Origin of the sequence: Thiohalophilus sp. (assembly GCF_034522235.1) — a bacterium.
Classification (GTDB): domain Bacteria; phylum Pseudomonadota; class Gammaproteobacteria; order UBA6429; family Thiohalophilaceae; genus Thiohalophilus.
This window is the reverse complement of sequence record NZ_JAXHLN010000003.1, coordinates 1,582,329-1,599,818: the sequence shown is the minus strand read 5'-3', so window position 1 is coordinate 1,599,818 and position 17,490 is coordinate 1,582,329. Positions and strand designations below refer to the sequence as shown.

Genomic DNA, 17,490 nt, shown 5'->3' with positions numbered 1-17,490 from the left:
TGGTGGGGCTACGACCGCGTCAGAATCGAGGCGATTTCCTCGAGTTCCATGCGCATCTGGCGCAGGGTTTCCTTGTCGGCCTTGCCGGTTTTTTTCGGCTGGTTGTTGCTTTCGGTCAGTTGCAACCGCGCGCCGCCAATGGTGTAGCCCTGTTCGTACAGGAGGCTGCGGATCTCGCGGATCATAATCACGTCCTGGCGCTGGTAGTAGCGGCGGTTGCCGCGGCGCTTGACCGGTTTGAGCTGGGGGAATTCCTGCTCCCAGTAGCGCAGCACGTGGGGTTTGACGGCGCACAGCTCGCTCACCTCACCGATAGTGAAGTAGCGCTTGCCGGGAATCGGGGGAAGTTCGTTATTGTTGGTGGGTTCCAGCATATGCTTCGACTCTGGCCTTCAGTTTTTGTCCGGGTCGGAAAGTCACGACTCGCCGTGCGGTTATCGGGATCTCTTCCCCGGTCTTGGGGTTGCGTCCGGGCCGCTGTTTCTTGTCACGCAAATCGAAATTGCCGAAGCCGGAGAGCTTGACCTGCTGGCCATTTTCCAGGGCGTTGCGAACCTCCTCGAAAAACATCTCCACAATTTCCTTGGCTTCCCGCTTGTTCAGCCCCAGCTCTTCGAACAAACGCTCGGCCATCACCGCTTTTGTCAGCGCCATAATTGTTATTCTCTAAGTGTAGCCCCAAGTTCGCGATTCAGCGCCGTCAGAATGGTGCTGATCTCGCTCTCGACATCTGTGTCCTTAAGAGTGCGTGAAAGATCCTGCAAGGTCAAGCCCAGGGCCAGACTTTTTCTTCCAGAATCAATACCTTCGCCCACATAGACATCAAACAACTCGATGTTTGTCAGCCGTTTCGAGCCCGCTTTTTCGATGCAATCCTTGACTTTCTGCGCGGATATGACCTCATCCAGCACGATCGCAATATCCCGACGAATAGATGGGTATTTCGACAGCGGCACGAAAGCCGGCAGTCGGCGTTCGACCAGCGCGGCCTGCGTAATCTCGAACAGATAGACCCGTTGCGATAATCCCAGGCTTTGCTGCAGCGCCGGATGCAGGGCCCCCAGACGGCCTACCGGCCTGCCCTCACGCAAAATCACGGCCGCCTGGCCGGGATGCAGGGCCGGGTGGCGCTCGTCGGCGTCAAAGCGGAATTGTTCGGCGTTCCCTGTCTGTGCCAGCAACTGCTCAACGTGTCCCTTGCAATCGTAAAAATCGGCCTGGCGGCTGGTGCTGCCCCACTGCGGCGGCAGCAGCGGCCCGGATACCAAACCTGCGAGTACCGGTTCCTGTTTTAATTCAGTATCTTGGAAAATAAACCTGAGACCCTGCTCGAACAATAATACCCGATCCTGCTGGCGATTCAAGTTATATAACGCGGTTTGCAGCAATCCCGGCCACAGTGAGGTGCGCATCGCCGCCATGTCAGCCGAGATCGGATTGGCCAGCTGCAGGGTCTCGGCCTGCGGATCGAGCTGCTGCTGCAGCTTCGGATCCACAAAACTGTAAGTGATCGCCTCCTGGTAGCCCAGATCCACCAGCAGCCGCTTGTAATGCGCCGCCGGCCGACGGGTTTCCGAACGCGGTCCCATCCGCAGGCTCACCTGCGGCCGACTGGCCGGCAGATTGTCATACCCGTAAATCCGCCCCAACTCCTCGATCAGATCCACTTCGAGGTTGATATCAAACCGGAAGGACGGCGGCGTCACCTCCCACACAAGGTGTTCCTCGTCCCTCGTCCCTCGTCCCTCGTCCCTGTCCGGATTCATTCCAAGCCGTTGCAAAATGTCTTCCACCGAATCCACGGGAATGTCCGCTCCAAGAACACGAGCAATCCGGACACGACGCAACCTCACCGGCGCCCTGACGGGCAATTGATCGGCCTGCTGGGCATGCACCACCGGCCCCGCCTCGCCGCCACAAATGGCCTGCAACAGCGCCGTGGCACGTTCCAGTGCCGGGACCTGCAGTTGGGGATCCACCCCGCGTTCAAAACGATGCGAGGAGTCGGTATGCAGGCCGTAACCCCGGGCCTTGCCGGCAATGGCCTGCGGTGCGAAGTACGCGCTTTCCAGGAAAATATCGATCGTCCCCGCGCCCACGGCGGACTCGGCGCCACCCATGATACCGGCCAGCGCCACCGGCGCCTTGTCATCGGCGATCACCAGCGTCCCGGCATCCAGTTCGAGGGTCTGCTCGTCCAGCAGGGTCAGGGATTCGCCGGCGCTGGCGTAGCGGACCTGGATGCCGCCCTGCAGCCTGCCCAGATCGAAGGCGTGCATCGGCTGGCCCAGCTCCAGCAACACGTAGTTGGTCACATCCACCACCGGGCCCAGGCTGCGCAGGCCACTGCGCCGCAGGCGCTCGGCCAGCCACAGCGGCGTCCTGGCGGCGGGATCAATCCCCCGCAACACCCGCCCGGCGTATTGCGGACAGGCCCCGGGCGCTTCCAGCGCGACGCTGAGCGTGTCCTTGATCTGCACATCAAGGATCTGCGCGTCGCGACCGCCGATATCCGGCCCATGGACCGATAACTTGTTCAGCACGCCCACTTCCCGGGCAATCCCCGCCACGCTCAGGCAGTCGCCCCGGTTGGGGGTCAGCCCCAGCTCGATGGTCACATCATCCAGATCCAGATAATCACGGATCGACTCGCCCACCGGCGCATCGGCGGGCAGTTCCATCAACCCTTCGGCACTGTCCGCCAGCCCCAGCTCCTTCTCGGAACAAAGCATGCCCTGCGACGGCACGCCGCGCAGTTTGGATTTTTTGATCTTCAGATCGCCGGGCAGCGTCGTCCCCACCAGCGCCGTCGGTGCCTTCAGTCCCTCGCGCACATTGGCCGCGCCACAAACGATCTGCAGCGGCGCATCGGCACCCACATTCACCGTCGCCACGCGCAGCTTGTCCGCATCAGGATGCGGTTCCAGCCCGATCACCTCACCGACCACCACCTGGTCGAATTGACCTGCCACCGGCTCGATCGCATCCACCTCCAGCCCGGCCATCGTCAACTGATGCGCCAACGCCCCGGTGTCAATCTCGGGATTAACCCACTCGCGTAACCATTTTTCACTGAATTTCATTTGTCTTTATCCGTAGGGTGCGTCCCACGCACCATTAACCTTCAATCCAGGATCGAAACGGTACGTAGAACGCACCCTGCCTGCTGAATCTCATTTTTCAACATCTGTTATTCAACGCGGAGTTCGCAGAGGCGCAGAGCCGCGGAGGTTTATTTTTACCTACAAAACTATGCGTTAAATTGAAAATCAATTTCGTCGATAAACCCGATCCTGACAATTTATACACAGATGATTTGTTTTCCTCTGCGACTCCGCGCCTCTGCGTCCTCCGCGTTTATTCCCAGAGAACTCGCTATTCACTCACCAGGTCGGTGCGTAGCACGCACCCTACCCTGTTTTAAATCGCGGCGCAGCCGCTCCTACAACTGCCAACTTCGAATCAAAATAAGAGGCGCTACAGCGCCACAACAATTCAAAATTAAAAATTCAACATTCACCATTAATTAAAGACTGCAAACTGCCAACTTTGTTTAATTAAATTGCTTCAAAAACCGCAGGTCGTTTTCGAAGAACAGGCGCAGGTCGTTGACGCCATAGCGCAACATCGCCAGCCGTTCGACGCCCATGCCGAAGGCGAAGCCGGTCCAGGTTTCGTTGTCGATCTCGACATGCTCGAACACGTTGGGATGGACCATGCCGCAACCCAGCACTTCCAGCCAGCCGGTGTGGCTGCAGACCCGGCAGCCTTCGCCACTGCACATCACGCACTCGATATCCGCCTCGGCGGAGGGCTCGGTAAACGGGAAATAGGAGGGGCGAAAGCGCACGGCGAGATCGTCGCGTTCGAAAAAGCGGTGCAGAAAGTCGTTCAGAATCGCCTTGAGATCGGTAAAGGTGACGTTCTCGTCGACCATCAATCCCTCCACCTGGTGGAACATCGGCGTGTGGGTCAGATCCGAATCGCAGCGATAGACCCGCCCCGGCGCGATCACGCGCAACGGCGGTTTGTTCTGTTGCATGACGCGGATCTGCACCGGTGAGGTATGCGTGCGCAACAACCGACCGTCCTCGAAATAAAACGTATCGTGCATGGCCCGCGCCGGATGGGATTCGGGGATGTTCAGCGCCTCGAAGTTATGAAAGTCATCCTCGACCTCCGGCCCCTCGGCCACGTCAAAACCCAGTTGCGCGAACAGCGCCTCGATGCGCTGCAGGGTCAACGTCACCGGATGCAGGCCGCCGGTCTGCTGACCGCGCCCCGGCAGGGTGACATCGATGGTCTCCTTCGCCAGCTTCTCGTTCAGCGCCGCGTTTTGCAATACCTCCCGCCGCGCCTCGATCGCCTGCTGGATCCGCTGCTTGGCCTGATTGATCGCCTGTCCCGCCTTCGGCTTCTCCTCCGGCGACAGCTTGCCCAGCGACTTCATCTGCTCGGTGATCAGCCCCTTCTTGCCCAGATACCGCACCCGCACCTGGTCCAGCGCCTGCAGATCGCCAGCGGTATTAATCCCCTGCTCGGCGTCTTTGATAAGTTGTTCGAGTTGTTCCTGCATCAGCTTTTTTATCTATTATGTAGGGTGCGTCCCACGCACCATTAATCTTTAATCCAAGACCTGTCGCGGTCAAAGCCCGCTCCTACAATCCGCAAACTATGTTGCCTCGTCACTCGTCCCGGCCCGAAGGGCGAGTAGGAGCGCCCCGCGGGCGCGAAGGCGGTGCCAGACCCTGTCGCGGTCAAAGCCCGCTCCTACATCAGCACGCACTCTACCCTGTTTTTAAATCGCGGCGCAGCCGCTCCTACAGCTGCCGACTTTCAATTCAAAATTCAAAATTCAAAATTCAACATTGCAGTGCCAGACCCTGTCGCGGTCAAAGCCCGCTCCTACAATCCGCAAACCGTATTACCTCGTCACTCGGCCCTCGTTCCGGCCCGAAGGGCTGGTAGGAGCGCCCCGCGGGCGCGAAGGCGGTGCCAGACCCTGTCGCGGTCAACGCCCGCTCCTACATCAGCACGCACTCTACCCTGTTTTTAAATCGCGGCGCAGCCGCTCCTACATCTGCTGACTTTCAATTCAACATTCAACATTCAAAATTCAAAATTCAAAATTCAACATTCAACATTGCAGTCCCGCTGCCAACTTTCTTTTCTGAAACAAAAAAGGGAAGACCAGCCAGACCGGGCTTGTCTTCCCTTTTTTGAATTCGGGCTTCGCCGCTCCTGGACATCCCTGTCCTCGCGGCGTTAGCACATCCATGTGCGTCAGTTCGACAAGTTGGCCTTGGCTTGTTCTGCCAGCGCCGCGAAGGCGCTCTTGTCAAACACGGCCAGATCCGCCAGCAGCTTGCGATCGATTTCGATCTCGGCTTTTTTCAGGCCGTTGATGAACCGGCTGTAGGACAGGCCGTGTTCACGGGCACCGGCGTTGATACGCGCGATCCACAGCGCACGGAACTGGCGCTTGCGCTGCTTGCGGCCGATATAGGCATACTGGCCGGCCTTGGTGACGGCCTGTTCGGCGACACGAAAGACGTTTTTACGGCGTCCACGATAGCCCTTGGCCTGGTCGACAACTTTTTTGTGCCGCGCATGGGCGGTCACACCACGTTTTACTCTTGGCATTATCCTTACCTCTCGTTAGCTATAGGGCATCAGGCGACGAATCATCGTCACGTCAGCGTCGGCGATCTGCTCGATCGTGCGCAGATGACGCTTGCGCTTGGTGCTCTTCTTGGTAAGGATATGGTTCTTGTGCGACTGGGCGCGCTTGAACCCGCCTGAGGCAGTACGTTTAAAACGTTTCGCTGCCCCGCGATTGGTTTTCATCTTGGGCATTTTTCAATACTCCGCATTCGATTGTTAAATAACCGACCTGTCCAAATGAACAGATCATTTCTTTTTCGGGGCAATCACCATCACCATCTGCCGGCCTTCCATCCTGGGAAATTGCTCGACAGAGGCTATCTCGGCAAGATCGTTCTCGACACGTTCGAGAAGTTGCCTGCCCAGCTCCTGGTGGGCCATTTCACGACCGCGAAACCGCAGCGTGACCTTGGCCTTATCCCCCTGACTCAGGAAACGTATCAGGTTGCGTAGTTTGACCTGATAATCCCCTTCTTCCGTCCCGGGACGGAATTTCACTTCCTTGATCTGAATCTGTTTCTGTTTCTTCTTGGCCGCATGGCGCTTCTTGTTCTCTTCGAACTTGTACTTGCCGTAATCCATGATGCGACAAACCGGCGGATCGGCGTCGGGCGAGACCTCCACCAGATCCATTTCAAGTTCTTCGGCCTTTTTGAGAGCGTCTTCCAGCGACATCACGCCGGCCTGTTCACCCTCTGAATCAATAACCCGCAACTCGGGCGCGGTAATGTCGTCATTGATTCGTGTTTTTTTCGTTGCGATACTTTATTCCTCCATTAAATCACAGGTACGAGGGACGAGTTACGAGTAACGAGTAACGAGGATATTCTATCACCCCTCCCTGACCCTCCCCTTGAAGGGGAGGGAATGATCTTGGCAAACTTCCAAGATCTGTTCCCCCTCCCTCAGGGAGGGGGTCAGGGGGAGGGAGTATAAAAGCCTCGTCCCTCGTAACTCGTCCCCGGCTACTGTTCTAAAAGAATACGGCCGCGGCTCGCGATTTCCTGCTCGAGGTGCCCGATGAATTCATCGAGGGGCAGACTGCCCAGATCCTCGCCGGTTCGCGTGCGCACGGCCACAGTAGAATTTTCAACTTCCCGATCGCCGATCACCAGCAGATAGGGAATGCGCTGTAGCGTATGTTCCCGGATTTTAAAGCCGATCTTCTCATTTCTCAAGTCAGCTTTTGCCCGCAAGCCCCTTGAACGCAAGGTTTTTTCGATCTTTTTGACTGTTTCGGCCTGTTTGTCGGTAATTCCCATCACCACCACCTGCTCGGGGGCCAGCCAGAGCGGAAACGCGCCGGCGTATTCCTCGATCAGAATCCCGATAAAGCGCTCCAGCGAGCCGAGGATCGCCCGGTGCAGCATCACCGGGGTGTGGCGGTCGCCGTCCTCGCCCACGTACTCGGCACCCAGGCGCCCCGGCATGGAAAAGTCCACCTGGATAGTCCCACACTGCCAGACCCGGCCCAGGCAGTCCTTGAGCGAGAATTCGATCTTGGGCCCGTAGAAGGCCCCCTCGCCCGGCTGCAGATCCCAGTCCAGCCCCTTGTCGTTCAGGGCCCGCTCCAGGGCGTGCTCGGCCTTATCCCACACCGCGTCGGAACCGACGCGCTGCTCGGGCCGGGTAGAGAGCTTGATGATGACCTCTTCAAAACCGAAATCGCGGTACACCTCGAACAGCAGATCGATAAAGCTCGACACTTCGGGCTGGATCTGGTCCTCGGTACAAAAGATATGCGCGTCGTCCTGGGTGAAAGCGCGCACCCGCATCAGTCCGTGCAGCGTGCCGGAAGGCTCATTGCGGTGGCAGGAGCCGAACTCGCCCATACGCAGCGGCAGGTCCCGGTAGCTCTTCAGCCCCTGGTTGAAGATCTGCACATGGCACGGGCAATTCATCGGCTTGACCGCGTAGTGGCGATCTTCCGAGTGGGTGGTGAACATCATGTCGTGGAACTTGTCCCAGTGACCCGACTTCTCCCACAGGGAACGGTCCACCACCTGCGGGGTGCGGACCTCTTCATAATCGTGCTCGCGCAGTTTGGCGCGGATGTACTGCTCGACTTGTTGATAAAGTGTCCAGCCCTTGTCGTGCCAGAACACCATCCCGGGCGCCTCTTCCTGGGTGTGGAACAGGTCCTGCTGGCGGCCCAGCTTGCGGTGGTCGCGCTTTTCGGCCTCTTCCAGGCGGTGCAGATAGCCCTTGAGCTGTTTCTTGTCGGGCCAGGCAGTACCATAGACCCGCTGCAGCATCTCGTTGTTGGAGTCGCCGCGCCAGTAGGCCCCGGCCAGCTTCATCAGCTTGAAGGCCCTGAGTTTACCCGTGGAGGGCACGTGCGGGCCGCGGCACAGGTCGATAAAGTCGCCCTGGCGATAGAGGGAAAGTTCCTCGCCTCTGGGGATGTCCTCGATGATTTTGGCCTTGTATTCCTCGCCCATCCGGCGGAAGAACTCGACCGCCTCCTCACGCTGCATCACCGTGCGCTCGACCGGGAGGTCCTGCTTGGCCAGCTCGGCCATTTTCTGCTCGATCTTTTCCAGATCCGACTCGGAGAAGCCGTTTTCGTAGGCAAAATCGTAATAGAAGCCGTCCTCGATCACCGGCCCGATGGTCACCTGGGCGTCCGGGAACAGCTGTTTCACGGCCTGGGCCAGCAGATGGGCGGTGGAGTGGCGAATGACCTCGAGGCCCTCCGCGTCGCGCTCGGTGACGATGGCCAGCTCGGCATCGTGATCGATCTTGTAGGAGGTGTCCACCAGCTTCCCGTCGACCTTGCCCGCCAGGGCGGCCTTGGCCAGACCGGCGCCGATATCGGCGGCCACGTCGGCAACGGTAACAGGATTGGCATAATCGCGCTGACTGCCGTCAGGCAGGGCAATAGAAGGCATGTCGTGCTCCTCATCTCTTCAGTGGCGACCCGTACCAGGGGCCGCTTGGTGCATGTCACGCCGGCCCCCACAATGGGCCGGCGCCGAATTCCCGCCGCAGCCTCCACGAGGGGCTGACGACAAGAGGATCCAAGTTGGCAGATGGCAGTTCACAGTCGGCAGCAAATTAACTGCCAACTGCGACTGCATACTGCCAACTTTATCGAATTTGGTAGTCGCGAGTGGATTACTCCGGGCATCCCTGCCCTCCGCCCTTCGGGCCAGCGTCGCTACGCTCCGCTGTTCAAATTCGCTCCCGGCGAATTTGTCGAACTCCGTTCTCGTCCACTCGCACATCCAGTTGTACAAGTGCAAAAATTGGTAGTCGCGAGTGGATTCGAACCACCGACCCCCACCATGTCAAGGTGGTGCTCTAACCAACTGAGCTACGCGACTGGAGAGGCGGGAAAGATACAGAAAAGAACAAGTTATGGCAAGTACCAAAGCCGTTCGGACAGGATGTAGGAGCGCCTGCGGCGCGATATTCCGTGCGGACCGAGACTGTAAATAATTCTGTGTAACTGCCCGCTTAGAACTGCTCCGGCATTCTGTCCGGGAATTCAATCATAAAGCGATTGAGCGCGTTCTTCCAATGGTGAATGGGCATGGTCCATTTTTTCGATGCCGCCTGGATGGCCAGGTAGACGACCTTGAGGGCGGATTCATCGTTAGGGAAAACCTTGCGATTTTTGACCGCCTTGCGGATCACGCTGTTCAGTGATTCGATGGCGTTGGTCGTGTAGATCACCCGACGGATGTCATCCGGATAGTCGAACAGGGTAATCAGGTTGGGCCAGTGTCGCCGCCAGCTGGCACTGATCGACGGGAACTGATCATCCCAGCGAGCCGCAAAGGCGTCGAGCTCCTGCTCGGCTTCGGCCACCGTCAGGGAGGTGTAGATCTTTTTCAAATCCGCGGCGACCGCCTTGCGCTGTTTCCAGGCCACGAACTTCAGCGAGTTGCGCACCATGTGGACGATACACAGCTGGATTTTTGTTTTGGGGTAGACGGTATTGATCGCCTCGGGGAAGCCGGTCAGACCGTCCACGGCGGCGATAAAGATATCCCGGACACCCCGCTGCTGGAGTTCGGTCAACACGGACAACCAGAACTTAGCCCCCTCGTTCTCATTGAGCCAGAGCCCCAGCAGTTCTTTCTGGCCGTCCAGGTTGATACCCAGCGCCAGATAGATGGCCTTGTTGCTGACCCGCTTGTCCTGGCGGATCTTGATGTGGATGCAGTCCAGATAGACGATGGGATAGATCTCGTCCAGCGGTCGGCACTGCCACTGCTGCACTTCCTCAATCACCTGCGCGGTGACCTGGGAGATGAGCGTAGGGGAAACCTCGACGCCGTAGAGCTCTAGTAGCATGGCAACGATATCGCGGGTACTCATGCCCCGACTGTAGAGCGCCAGGATTTTATCGTTGAACATCGGCAGACGCGTCTGCCCCTTGGGAATAATGAGCGGCTCAAACTCGCCGTTACGGTCTCGAGGCACATCGAGGGTCAGTGCGCCCTGTTCGCCTTTGAGGGTTTTGGCGCTATACCCGTTACGGCTGTTGCCGGTGTTGTGGCCGGCTGTGGCGTGCTTGGGATAGCCGAGATGGTCAGTCATCTCGCCTTCGAGCATGGCCTCAAAGGCTTTTTGCTGAAGCTGCTGGGTCAATGCGGCAAGCTGTTCTGGCGTTTTGACTGCCTTGACCAGTTCTTCAAGCTGCGGGTCGAGATCGGTTTTGGTTTTTGTTCTTCTGCTCATGTGTCTTCTCCTTTATTATCAAGGGTATGGGACTTTGAGCAGTTACACAATTTAATTTACAGTCTCTGCGGACCGGCAAGACCTGTCGCGGTCAAAGCCCGCTCCTACACAGACCTGCGATCGGAAATGGAAATAAAAAAAGCGCCAAAGGCGCCGCATCAATTCAACATTCAAAATCCAAAATTGTACTGACGACTGCTTGTAGGAGCGCCCTGCGGGCGCGAAGGCGGTGCCAGGTTCCATCGCGGTCAAAGCCCGCTCCCACAAGAGATAGTTCTTAGTTCTTAGTTCTTAGTTCTTAGTTCTTAGTTCTTAGTTCTTAGTTCTTAGTTCTTAGTTCTTAGTTCTTAGTTCTTAGTTCTTAGTTCTTAGTCCTCAGTTATGTTAGTCAAAACCAAAAAAAGCACCAAAGGCGCCTCATCAATTCAACATTCAAAATTCAACATTGACTGCCAACTGCCAACTGCAAACTGCCGACTTTCTCTTCAATAGCGGCGACTTGCCTGGGTTCGAGAGGTCGCGGCTGCAAGCCGCTCCTACAACTGCCAACTTTTACATTGGTAACTTTTTCACATTCTCCGCCGTCATCCCCACGGCGTTCTTGTAGACGATGTCTTCAATCCCGCACTGCGGATTGAAGCCTGCAATGGCTTCCAGTAACACGTCACGAATGGCGTGCTGGTCGTGGCTGTGGGCCGCCCGCTCCAGCCTGGCGAGGTACTGCTCCATGGTGGCCCAGTCGAGGGTGTCTTCTTCGGCACGCATGATGGCCGGGTGACCGGTCTCGCTGACGTTCTCGCCGATCAGCAGTTCTTCATAGAGCTTCTCGCCGGGGCGCAGGCCGGTAATCTGAATTTCGATATCGCCGTCGGGATTGGTCTCATCTTTCACTTCCAGCCCGCTCAGGCGAATCATCTGCCGGGCCAGTTCCAGAATCCTGACCGGCTCGCCCATATCCAGCACAAATACCTCGCCGCCCCGGCCCATCGCCCCGGCCTGGATCACCAGCTCGGCCGCTTCGGGGATGGTCATGAAGTAGCGAATAATCCGCTCGTCGGTCACCGTCACCGGCCCGCCGTTTTGAATCTGACGCCGGAACAGCGGAATCACCGATCCGGAGGAATCGAGCACATTGCCGAAGCGCACCATGCTGAAACAGGTTCTGTTGTCCGCGCGTTTGCTCAGCGCCTGCAGGATCAGCTCGGCAAAGCGCTTGGTGGCGCCCATGGTATTGGTCGGGCGCACGGCCTTGTCGGTGGAGATCAGCACAAAGGATTCCACCCCGGTATTGATCGCCGCCCGCGCCGCCACGAGGGTGCCGAAGATGTTGTTGCGAATCGCCGCGACGGGGTTCATCTCCACCATCGGCACATGCTTGTAGGCCGCCGCGTGATAGATCGTCTGCACCCCGAAAGCCGTGCACAACCGCTCCAGCCGTTCCTGGTCCAGCACCGTGCCCAACATGGGCAACACCTGACGTTGGGGGACGGGCAGATCCGGCGCCCCCTGATAAAACGCTGAATGAATCAACTCATGATCGATGTTGTAGAGGGCATATTCATTATGCTCATACAACAATAACTGACGCGGCCCGTACTTGAGGATCTGCCGGCACAGCTCCGAGCCGATGGAGCCCCCGGCACCGGTGACCATCACCACCTTGTCGCGCACATTGGCCTCAATCAGATCCGGACGCGGCACCACATTATCCCGGCCCAGCAGATCGTCGATCTCCACCTCCTTGATGTCCTCGACCCTGATCCGCCCGTCGGCCAGCTCGGAAAGCCCCGGCAGGGTTTTGACATGGACGGTGTACGGCTCCAGCTGTCGGATAATCGCCTTGCGCCGGCTGCGCGGCGCCGAGGGCATGGCCAGCAGCACTTCGCGCACCCGCCGTTTATTGATCAATTTTGCCAGTTCGGGGAAGTCAAACACCGGCAGGCCGTTGATCTGTTGCCCCTGCAAGGCCGGATTATCGTCAATATAGGCCAGCGGCCGGTACTGCTGGCTGAAGCTCAGTGCGGTGGCCAGCTGAATCCCCGACGCTCCGGCCCCGTAGATCACCACGTTACGCCGATCCGGCTCCGGCTGATCGAACGCGGTCTGCATGCGCAAAAACCACCAGCGGGCCACCATCCGGCTGCCGCCGATCAGCAGAATCGCCACCAGCCAGTTGATCAGCGTGACCGAACGCGGGATCCCCGGCACCCCGCTTAAAAACGCCAGCGCCGCCCAGCACACCGCATACAGCGTCACCGCCTGCACCACCACCCAGATCGCCTTGAGGCCGATATAACGGACAATCGCCCGATACAGACCGAAATAGACAAACGTCGGAATCGCCACCAGCGGTGCCGCCCCGATCAGGATCAGCACCGGCAGCTCGGGCACATACAGCGTCCCCAGGCGCAGCGAAAACGCCGCCCACAACCCCACCACCAGCAGCAGTGCATCCGACGTCACCATCACCGCCTGCTTGTGCAAGCGGGACAACCCGTCCAGCCAACTTGTGATGCCCTTCACGCTTTTTCTCATACTGAGATTATAGCCATTATTCATCCATTAGCCTATCAGGGAAAACCCTCACCTCCATTGAGCAGCCCGGCTACCATCATATTAGCCCAAAGCCTCATCTTAATGTCGGCTCGAAAAACAAAAATTTGACCGGCCACCCTCGTCTACCCTCGTCACTCGTACCTCGCTCCTCGCCCCTGCCCGAAGGGCTTCGCGGGAGCCGACCCGTCGGCGACTTGCCTGAATTCGAGAAGTCGCGGCTGCAAGCCGCTCCTACATAGACCTGCTACCGGAAGCGCAAATAAAAACAGCGCCAAAGCGCCGCATCAATTCAACATTCACCATTCAAAATTCAACATTGCCGCAGGCGCCCCATCAATTCAAAATTCAACATTCAAAATTCAACATTCAAAATTCAAAATTCAAAATTCAAAATTCAACATTACCGCAGGCGCCCCATAAATTCAAAATTCACCATTCAAAATTCAAAATTCAAAATTGCACTGCCAACTGCCAACTGCCAACTGCCAACTGCCGACTGCCAACTTTGTTTTATTGCCAACTTTCTCTTACGCTCTTGACTCCCGGCCAACCAGAGTTACAATAAAAAGTGAAACTTATGAGAGGCTCGCTGATGGAAGCCACCACCCGGGATCTGCGTCTGCATACCGCCGAAGTCCTCGCCGCCATTGAGCGCGGTGAGCAGGTGATCATTACCTACCACGGCAAACGCCGCGCCGTACTCACGCGCTGGCAGGAGGCGGACACCAGGCGGCACAGGCACCAGACCAATCCGGCATTTGGCCTCTGGGCCGATAAAACCGACAGTGTCGACAACGAAATTCGTCAACTCAGACAACGCCGGGATTTGCCGTGATCCTGGTGGACACGGATGTCCTGATCTGGAACCTGCGCGGCAACCGCAAAGCCGCCGATCTGCTCGATACCCACCCCGGCTTTTCCCTGTCCGCCGTCAGCTACATGGAACTGGTCCAGGGCGTGCGCGGTGTTTTTCAAGATAGTTGTCGCCTTTTCCGTTCTTAAGCCGCTTGCTGCACCCGCTCAGGGTTGAGGGCCGTCGGTCCTACCGCTACCCAGTTTCTCGTTCTGCCGGACCATCGCTGCGGGTTCCGCACCTTGGCCTGCTCGTAGATCCGATCACGCTGTTTCAGGATATCCCGGTCGTCGCCTCGATGCCGCTGCGCCGGCGTCACAAATTTCAGCGCACTGTGGCAGTGGCGGTTGTTGTACCAGTCGACAAATTTCAGCATCCAGTCACGAGCCTCTTCCAGCGTGGCAAATCCCTGCGATGGCCAGGCCGGACAATACTTCAGTGTCCGAAACAGCGACTCGGAAAACGCATTGTCGTTGCTCACTCGCGGCCGACTGTATGACGGCGATATGCCCAGATCCGCCAGCTTGATCCGCAGCGTCTGCGATTTCATCGGGCTGCCGTTGTCCGCATGCAAGACCAGCGGTTGGCGAAAGCACCGCTCGGCCAGCACGCTGCGCTGCACCAGCGGTGCGGCCAACTCGCCGGCCTCTCGCTCGTGGACTTCCCAGCCGACGATTTTGCGGCTGTAGATGTCCTCAATGAGGTACAGGTACCAAAACAGTCCACGCACCCGGCTGGGCATCCAGCTGATGTCCCACGACCACACCTGGTTCGGCCCGTCGGCCACATGCGTGGTCGGCGCCTTCGTTTTCTTCGGCGCCTGGGCCCGGCCCCGGTGATGCCGCTGGCCCGCCGCATGCAGTACCCGGTAGAAGCTCGACTCACAGGCGATATATTCACCCCGGTCCGCCAGCTTCGGCACGATCTGGCTCGGCGGCAGTGACGCAAACTCGGGTTCATTGCACACGGTCAGGATACGCTCGCGCTCCTCGGGCGTGAGCTTGTTCGCCGGCTCGGGCCTGATAGCATCAGGCCGTCGGTCGGCATGAACTTCCCCACCCTGGGTCCATCGCTGCAGAGTGCGTACAGTGATGCCGATTTCCTTGCAGGCCCGCGCCTTGCGGGCTCCAGCGCTCACCGCCTCCTCAATATAACCCACCAGTTTGCGCCGCTCCGGGAGCGAGGTCATCCTTCCTCGTCGTCCCCCCAGAGGGCGTTCAACTTTTTTCGCAGGGCCAGCAGCGCGGCGGTCTCTGCCAGCGCCTTGTCCTTGCGCCGCAGTTCCCGCTCCAGCTCCTTGATACGCTTTTTATCCTCGCGGGCCTGGGCCTTCTCAGCCTGTCGCCGACTGGCCGCCTGGTCCGCTCCGGTCTCACAGGCCGTGCGCCAGGCCTTCACCTGCTCGGGGTATAACCCCTTACCACGGCAATACTCACTCAGCTCCGCTTCACTCAGGCCGGCGGTCTCCACCACCACCGCCAGCTTCGCTTCACCCGACCAGTCGTCGCTTTGTTTTCCGTTTCCCGGCACCGGGACCCCCTGTTCTCTGGCTTGTTTTCGCCAATTATACAGGGTCATTTCGCTGATCCCTTCCTCTCGAGCCACATCGGCTACACTTCGGTTTTGCGGGGGCAACAGCATGCACATCACGGCAGCCTTGCGTTCTTCTGAATAACGGGGCATTTCTCGTCGCTTTCCACCCCCTGTCTTGGTTACTTTCTGATTCAGAAGAGGCGACAACTATCCTGACACAGGGGGTGCGCAACAAACAGGAATTGCGCCTCATCAAACAGGCCCTCACATTCTGGGATGCCGGCATCATCCATATCGACGAAGGCATCTCCAACCGCGCCACATTTTTAATCGAACAACACGCCCTGGCCAATTCCATGCAACTCGCCGACGCCCTCATCGCCGCCACCGCGCTTGAACAGGGAATCCCCCTCCTGACCGCCAACGACAAACACTACCGCCCCATCGACAACCTGGAACTCACCATCTTCCGTCACTGACGCCACCCGACAGCTTTTGATTCTGCCTGCTGAGAACTGCATACTGCCAACTTGTTTCCCTCAGCACTCAGCACTCAGCACTCAGCACTCAGCACTCAGCACTCAGTAATTCTGCCAACTGCAATCTGCCGACTGCCAACTTTCTTTCCTACCTGCTACCGCAAGCGCAAATAAAAAAAGCGCCGCAGGCGCCCCATCAATTCAAAATCCACCATTCAAAATTCAACATTGCCGCAGGCGCCGCATCAATTCAACATTCACCATTCAAAATTCAACATTACCGCAGGCGCCCCATCAATTCAAAATCCATCATTCAAAATTCAACATTGCCGCAGGCGCCGCATCAATTCAACATTCACCATTCAAAATTCAACATTACCGCAGGCGCCCCATCAATTCAAAATCCATCATTCAAAATTCAACATTGCCGCAGGCGCCGCATCAATTCAACATTCACCATTCAAAATTCAACATTACCAGGAAGCAGTACCTTGAGATCTTTAATCATAATAAACAAATGATAAGGATCGGTCGGACTGGGTTCGAAGTCCCAGGAAGCGTACCACTGTCGTGCTGCATCATCCTTGGCATGCACCAACAGGCAACGAATGCCGGCGATATCGGCAGCCTGTGCGGTGCGCAACAATGCATCTTTGAGCAGAGCCCTGCCCAACCCCTTGCGCTGATGATCCTGATCCACGGCAAGACGCGCCAGGATCATGACCGGCACGGGGTGTCGTGCCAATCCCTTCGTGACCCGGGCAGGCGCCTCTTGCGGGTCAACGCTCCCCACCGCCAGGCTATAAAAACCCACCACATCACTACCGTGGCAGCAGACATAGGTTCGCGCGCTGTTGGCTTTTTGGTTTAGAAGGGCGTAGCGCTGCAGAAACTGATTAAGCGCCGGCTGTCCACAATCGAACAGCTCGAGCCGGTCCGCCGTCGAGAGTTTGCGGACCGGCTCATAGCCTGTACTCAATCCAGCACTCCGGGCTCATCGAGCAACTTCTTCAAGCGCGGGCGGGCCTGAACGGGGCGATCCAGCGCCTCCTGGAATGCCTGCCAGCGGGCCTCGTCGAGCACAAAATGACGGCGATCCGCCAGCGTCTGGTTGGCCGCCGTCACGCCCGCGTCCAGCAGGAATTCGCTGACACTCTTGTGACTGGCACACGCCGCCTCCTGCAGCAGTTGCTTGACGGAGCTACTGGTCCGGACATCAATGCGGGTGGTTTTTGAACGATTCAAAGTACTCATGGCGACCTCGAGATTCGGCGAATAGCTTCCAGTATAACGTCCGGACATTGTCCTGACAAGGGCGTCTGTGGGAGGCGATTGACGCACATGGATGTGCTAACACCCAAAACACTCGCCTTGCTCGCGGGGTGGGCTCTGTCGCGGAAGGGTGCCCTGACCCATCGGAGATGGGTAGGGTTGCCCTGACGCTGGAAGCGTAGGGTACTCGCAATGAACCCGGAGGGTTCTGCGAGACAACATGATGAAACCTGTAAGGGTTCTATGAGACATGACCTGAGCAACGCGAAGTAATGCTGAATGAAACCCGAAGGGGTTCTACAGCGAGCCGTGAGCGACCCATCGGCGACCCTGCCTGGATTCGAGATATCGCGGCTGCAAGCCGCTCCTACACTGCTATCTGTGAACTGCGACTGCCAGCTTCGAACCTAAAATACCGCCCAAAGGGCACATCAATTCAAAATT

At 57.9% G+C, this 17,490-nt stretch carries 15 protein-coding genes, 1 tRNA gene and 1 pseudogene; 3 read left to right on the top strand and 14 right to left on the bottom strand.

The window, feature by feature from the left end; genetic code table 11:
* Positions 1-8 precede the first annotated feature (8 nt).
* The 11 genes from U5J94_RS10740 to U5J94_RS10690 all read right to left on the bottom strand — a co-directional run bounded on the left by U5J94_RS10740 (position 9) and on the right by U5J94_RS10690 (position 12,888).
* Entirely contained in the window at positions 9-374 is a 366-nt protein-coding gene (locus tag U5J94_RS10740) for a MerR family transcriptional regulator (RefSeq protein ID WP_322565635.1), read from the bottom strand.
* A complete protein-coding gene (gene ihfA / locus U5J94_RS10735) occupies positions 352-657 on the bottom strand; it encodes an integration host factor subunit alpha (protein WP_322566488.1) in 306 nt (101 codons plus the stop codon). The genes U5J94_RS10740 and ihfA overlap by 23 nt, the downstream gene beginning before the upstream one ends.
* A gap of 2 nt (positions 658-659) precedes the next feature.
* The gene (gene pheT, locus U5J94_RS10730; protein WP_322565634.1) at positions 660-3,083 is read right to left on the bottom strand and encodes a phenylalanine--tRNA ligase subunit beta; all 2,424 of its coding nucleotides are present in this window, start codon (positions 3,081-3,083) and stop codon (positions 660-662) included.
* Positions 3,084-3,553: 470 nt separating this feature from the next.
* Positions 3,554-4,576, bottom strand: a complete 1,023-nt coding sequence (gene pheS / locus U5J94_RS10725; RefSeq protein WP_322565633.1) for a phenylalanine--tRNA ligase subunit alpha — start codon at positions 4,574-4,576, stop codon at positions 3,554-3,556.
* A gap of 707 nt (positions 4,577-5,283) precedes the next feature.
* Positions 5,284-5,643 carry a 50S ribosomal protein L20 gene (gene rplT, locus U5J94_RS10720; RefSeq protein ID WP_322565632.1) on the bottom strand — a complete coding sequence of 120 codons (360 nt, stop codon included), beginning with the start codon at positions 5,641-5,643 and terminating at the stop codon, positions 5,284-5,286.
* A 15-nt stretch (positions 5,644-5,658) separates the two neighbouring features.
* Positions 5,659-5,856 carry a 50S ribosomal protein L35 gene (gene rpmI / locus U5J94_RS10715; RefSeq protein ID WP_322565631.1) on the bottom strand — a complete coding sequence of 66 codons (198 nt, stop codon included), beginning with the start codon at positions 5,854-5,856 and terminating at the stop codon, positions 5,659-5,661.
* Between the two features lie 54 nt (positions 5,857-5,910).
* Entirely contained in the window at positions 5,911-6,426 is a 516-nt protein-coding gene (gene infC, locus U5J94_RS10710) for a translation initiation factor IF-3 (RefSeq protein ID WP_322566487.1), read from the bottom strand.
* Between the two features lie 203 nt (positions 6,427-6,629).
* The gene (gene thrS / locus U5J94_RS10705) at positions 6,630-8,555 is read right to left on the bottom strand and encodes a threonine--tRNA ligase (RefSeq protein WP_322565630.1); all 1,926 of its coding nucleotides are present in this window, start codon (positions 8,553-8,555) and stop codon (positions 6,630-6,632) included.
* A 358-nt stretch (positions 8,556-8,913) separates the two neighbouring features.
* Positions 8,914-8,990, bottom strand: a tRNA-Val gene (locus U5J94_RS10700).
* 133 nt (positions 8,991-9,123) lie between these two features.
* Complete coding sequence (locus tag U5J94_RS10695; RefSeq protein ID WP_322563789.1) at positions 9,124-10,353, bottom strand: IS256 family transposase; 1,230 nt, start codon at positions 10,351-10,353, stop codon at positions 9,124-9,126.
* 552 nt (positions 10,354-10,905) lie between these two features.
* On the bottom strand, positions 10,906-12,888 hold the full coding sequence (locus U5J94_RS10690) for a nucleoside-diphosphate sugar epimerase/dehydratase (RefSeq protein WP_322565629.1): 1,983 nt from the start codon (positions 12,886-12,888) through the stop codon (positions 10,906-10,908).
* Between the two features lie 613 nt (positions 12,889-13,501).
* On the opposite strand from U5J94_RS10690, the gene U5J94_RS10685 reads away from it, so the two are divergent.
* On the top strand, positions 13,502-13,744 hold the full coding sequence (locus U5J94_RS10685) for a type II toxin-antitoxin system Phd/YefM family antitoxin (RefSeq protein WP_416224220.1): 243 nt from the start codon (positions 13,502-13,504) through the stop codon (positions 13,742-13,744).
* Positions 13,744-13,872: pseudogene (locus tag U5J94_RS10680) on the top strand (VapC toxin family PIN domain ribonuclease); the annotation flags it as partial. The gene U5J94_RS10685 and the pseudogene U5J94_RS10680, both read left to right, overlap by 1 nt.
* Positions 13,873-13,907: 35 nt before the next feature.
* Here the strand turns inward: U5J94_RS10680 and U5J94_RS10675 are convergent.
* A protein-coding gene (locus U5J94_RS10675) for an IS3 family transposase (protein ID WP_322565135.1) occupies positions 13,908-15,445 on the bottom strand; the annotation gives its coding sequence in 2 pieces (ribosomal slippage) (positions 13,908-14,983 and positions 14,983-15,445; 1,539 coding nt in all).
* Between the two features lie 74 nt (positions 15,446-15,519).
* Here U5J94_RS10675 and U5J94_RS10670 point away from each other — a divergent pair.
* Positions 15,520-15,774 (top strand): PIN domain-containing protein, encoded by a 255-nt coding sequence (locus U5J94_RS10670; protein ID WP_322565626.1) that lies wholly within the window; start codon positions 15,520-15,522, stop codon positions 15,772-15,774.
* 460 nt (positions 15,775-16,234) lie between these two features.
* Here the strand turns inward: U5J94_RS10670 and U5J94_RS10665 are convergent, their stop codons facing one another.
* Together U5J94_RS10665 and U5J94_RS10660 are read right to left on the bottom strand one after the other, a co-directional pair.
* Positions 16,235-16,753 (bottom strand): GNAT family N-acetyltransferase, encoded by a 519-nt coding sequence (locus U5J94_RS10665; RefSeq protein WP_322565625.1) that lies wholly within the window; start codon positions 16,751-16,753, stop codon positions 16,235-16,237.
* A complete protein-coding gene (locus U5J94_RS10660; RefSeq protein ID WP_322565624.1) occupies positions 16,750-17,028 on the bottom strand; it encodes a DUF1778 domain-containing protein in 279 nt (92 codons plus the stop codon). Before U5J94_RS10660 ends, U5J94_RS10665 begins: the two co-directional genes overlap by 4 nt.
* Positions 17,029-17,490 lie beyond the last annotated feature (462 nt).

Coding starts and splice junctions, on each gene's coding strand:
- U5J94_RS10740 (WP_322565635.1), bottom strand. CDS start 374: ATGCTGGAACCCACCAACAATAACGAACTTCCCCCGATTCCCGGCAAG.
- pheT (WP_322565634.1), bottom strand. CDS start 3,083: ATGAAATTCAGTGAAAAATGGTTACGCGAGTGGGTTAATCCCGAGATT.
- pheS (WP_322565633.1), bottom strand. CDS start 4,576: ATGCAGGAACAACTCGAACAACTTATCAAAGACGCCGAGCAGGGGATT.
- rplT (WP_322565632.1), bottom strand. CDS start 5,643: ATGCCAAGAGTAAAACGTGGTGTGACCGCCCATGCGCGGCACAAAAAA.
- rpmI (WP_322565631.1), bottom strand. CDS start 5,856: ATGCCCAAGATGAAAACCAATCGCGGGGCAGCGAAACGTTTTAAACGT.
- thrS (WP_322565630.1), bottom strand. CDS start 8,555: ATGCCTTCTATTGCCCTGCCTGACGGCAGTCAGCGCGATTATGCCAAT.
- U5J94_RS10695 (WP_322563789.1), bottom strand. CDS start 10,353: ATGAGCAGAAGAACAAAAACCAAAACCGATCTCGACCCGCAGCTTGAA.
- U5J94_RS10690 (WP_322565629.1), bottom strand. CDS start 12,888: ATGAGAAAAAGCGTGAAGGGCATCACAAGTTGGCTGGACGGGTTGTCC.
- U5J94_RS10685 (WP_416224220.1), top strand. CDS start 13,502: ATGGAAGCCACCACCCGGGATCTGCGTCTGCATACCGCCGAAGTCCTC.
- U5J94_RS10660 (WP_322565624.1), bottom strand. CDS start 17,028: ATGAGTACTTTGAATCGTTCAAAAACCACCCGCATTGATGTCCGGACC.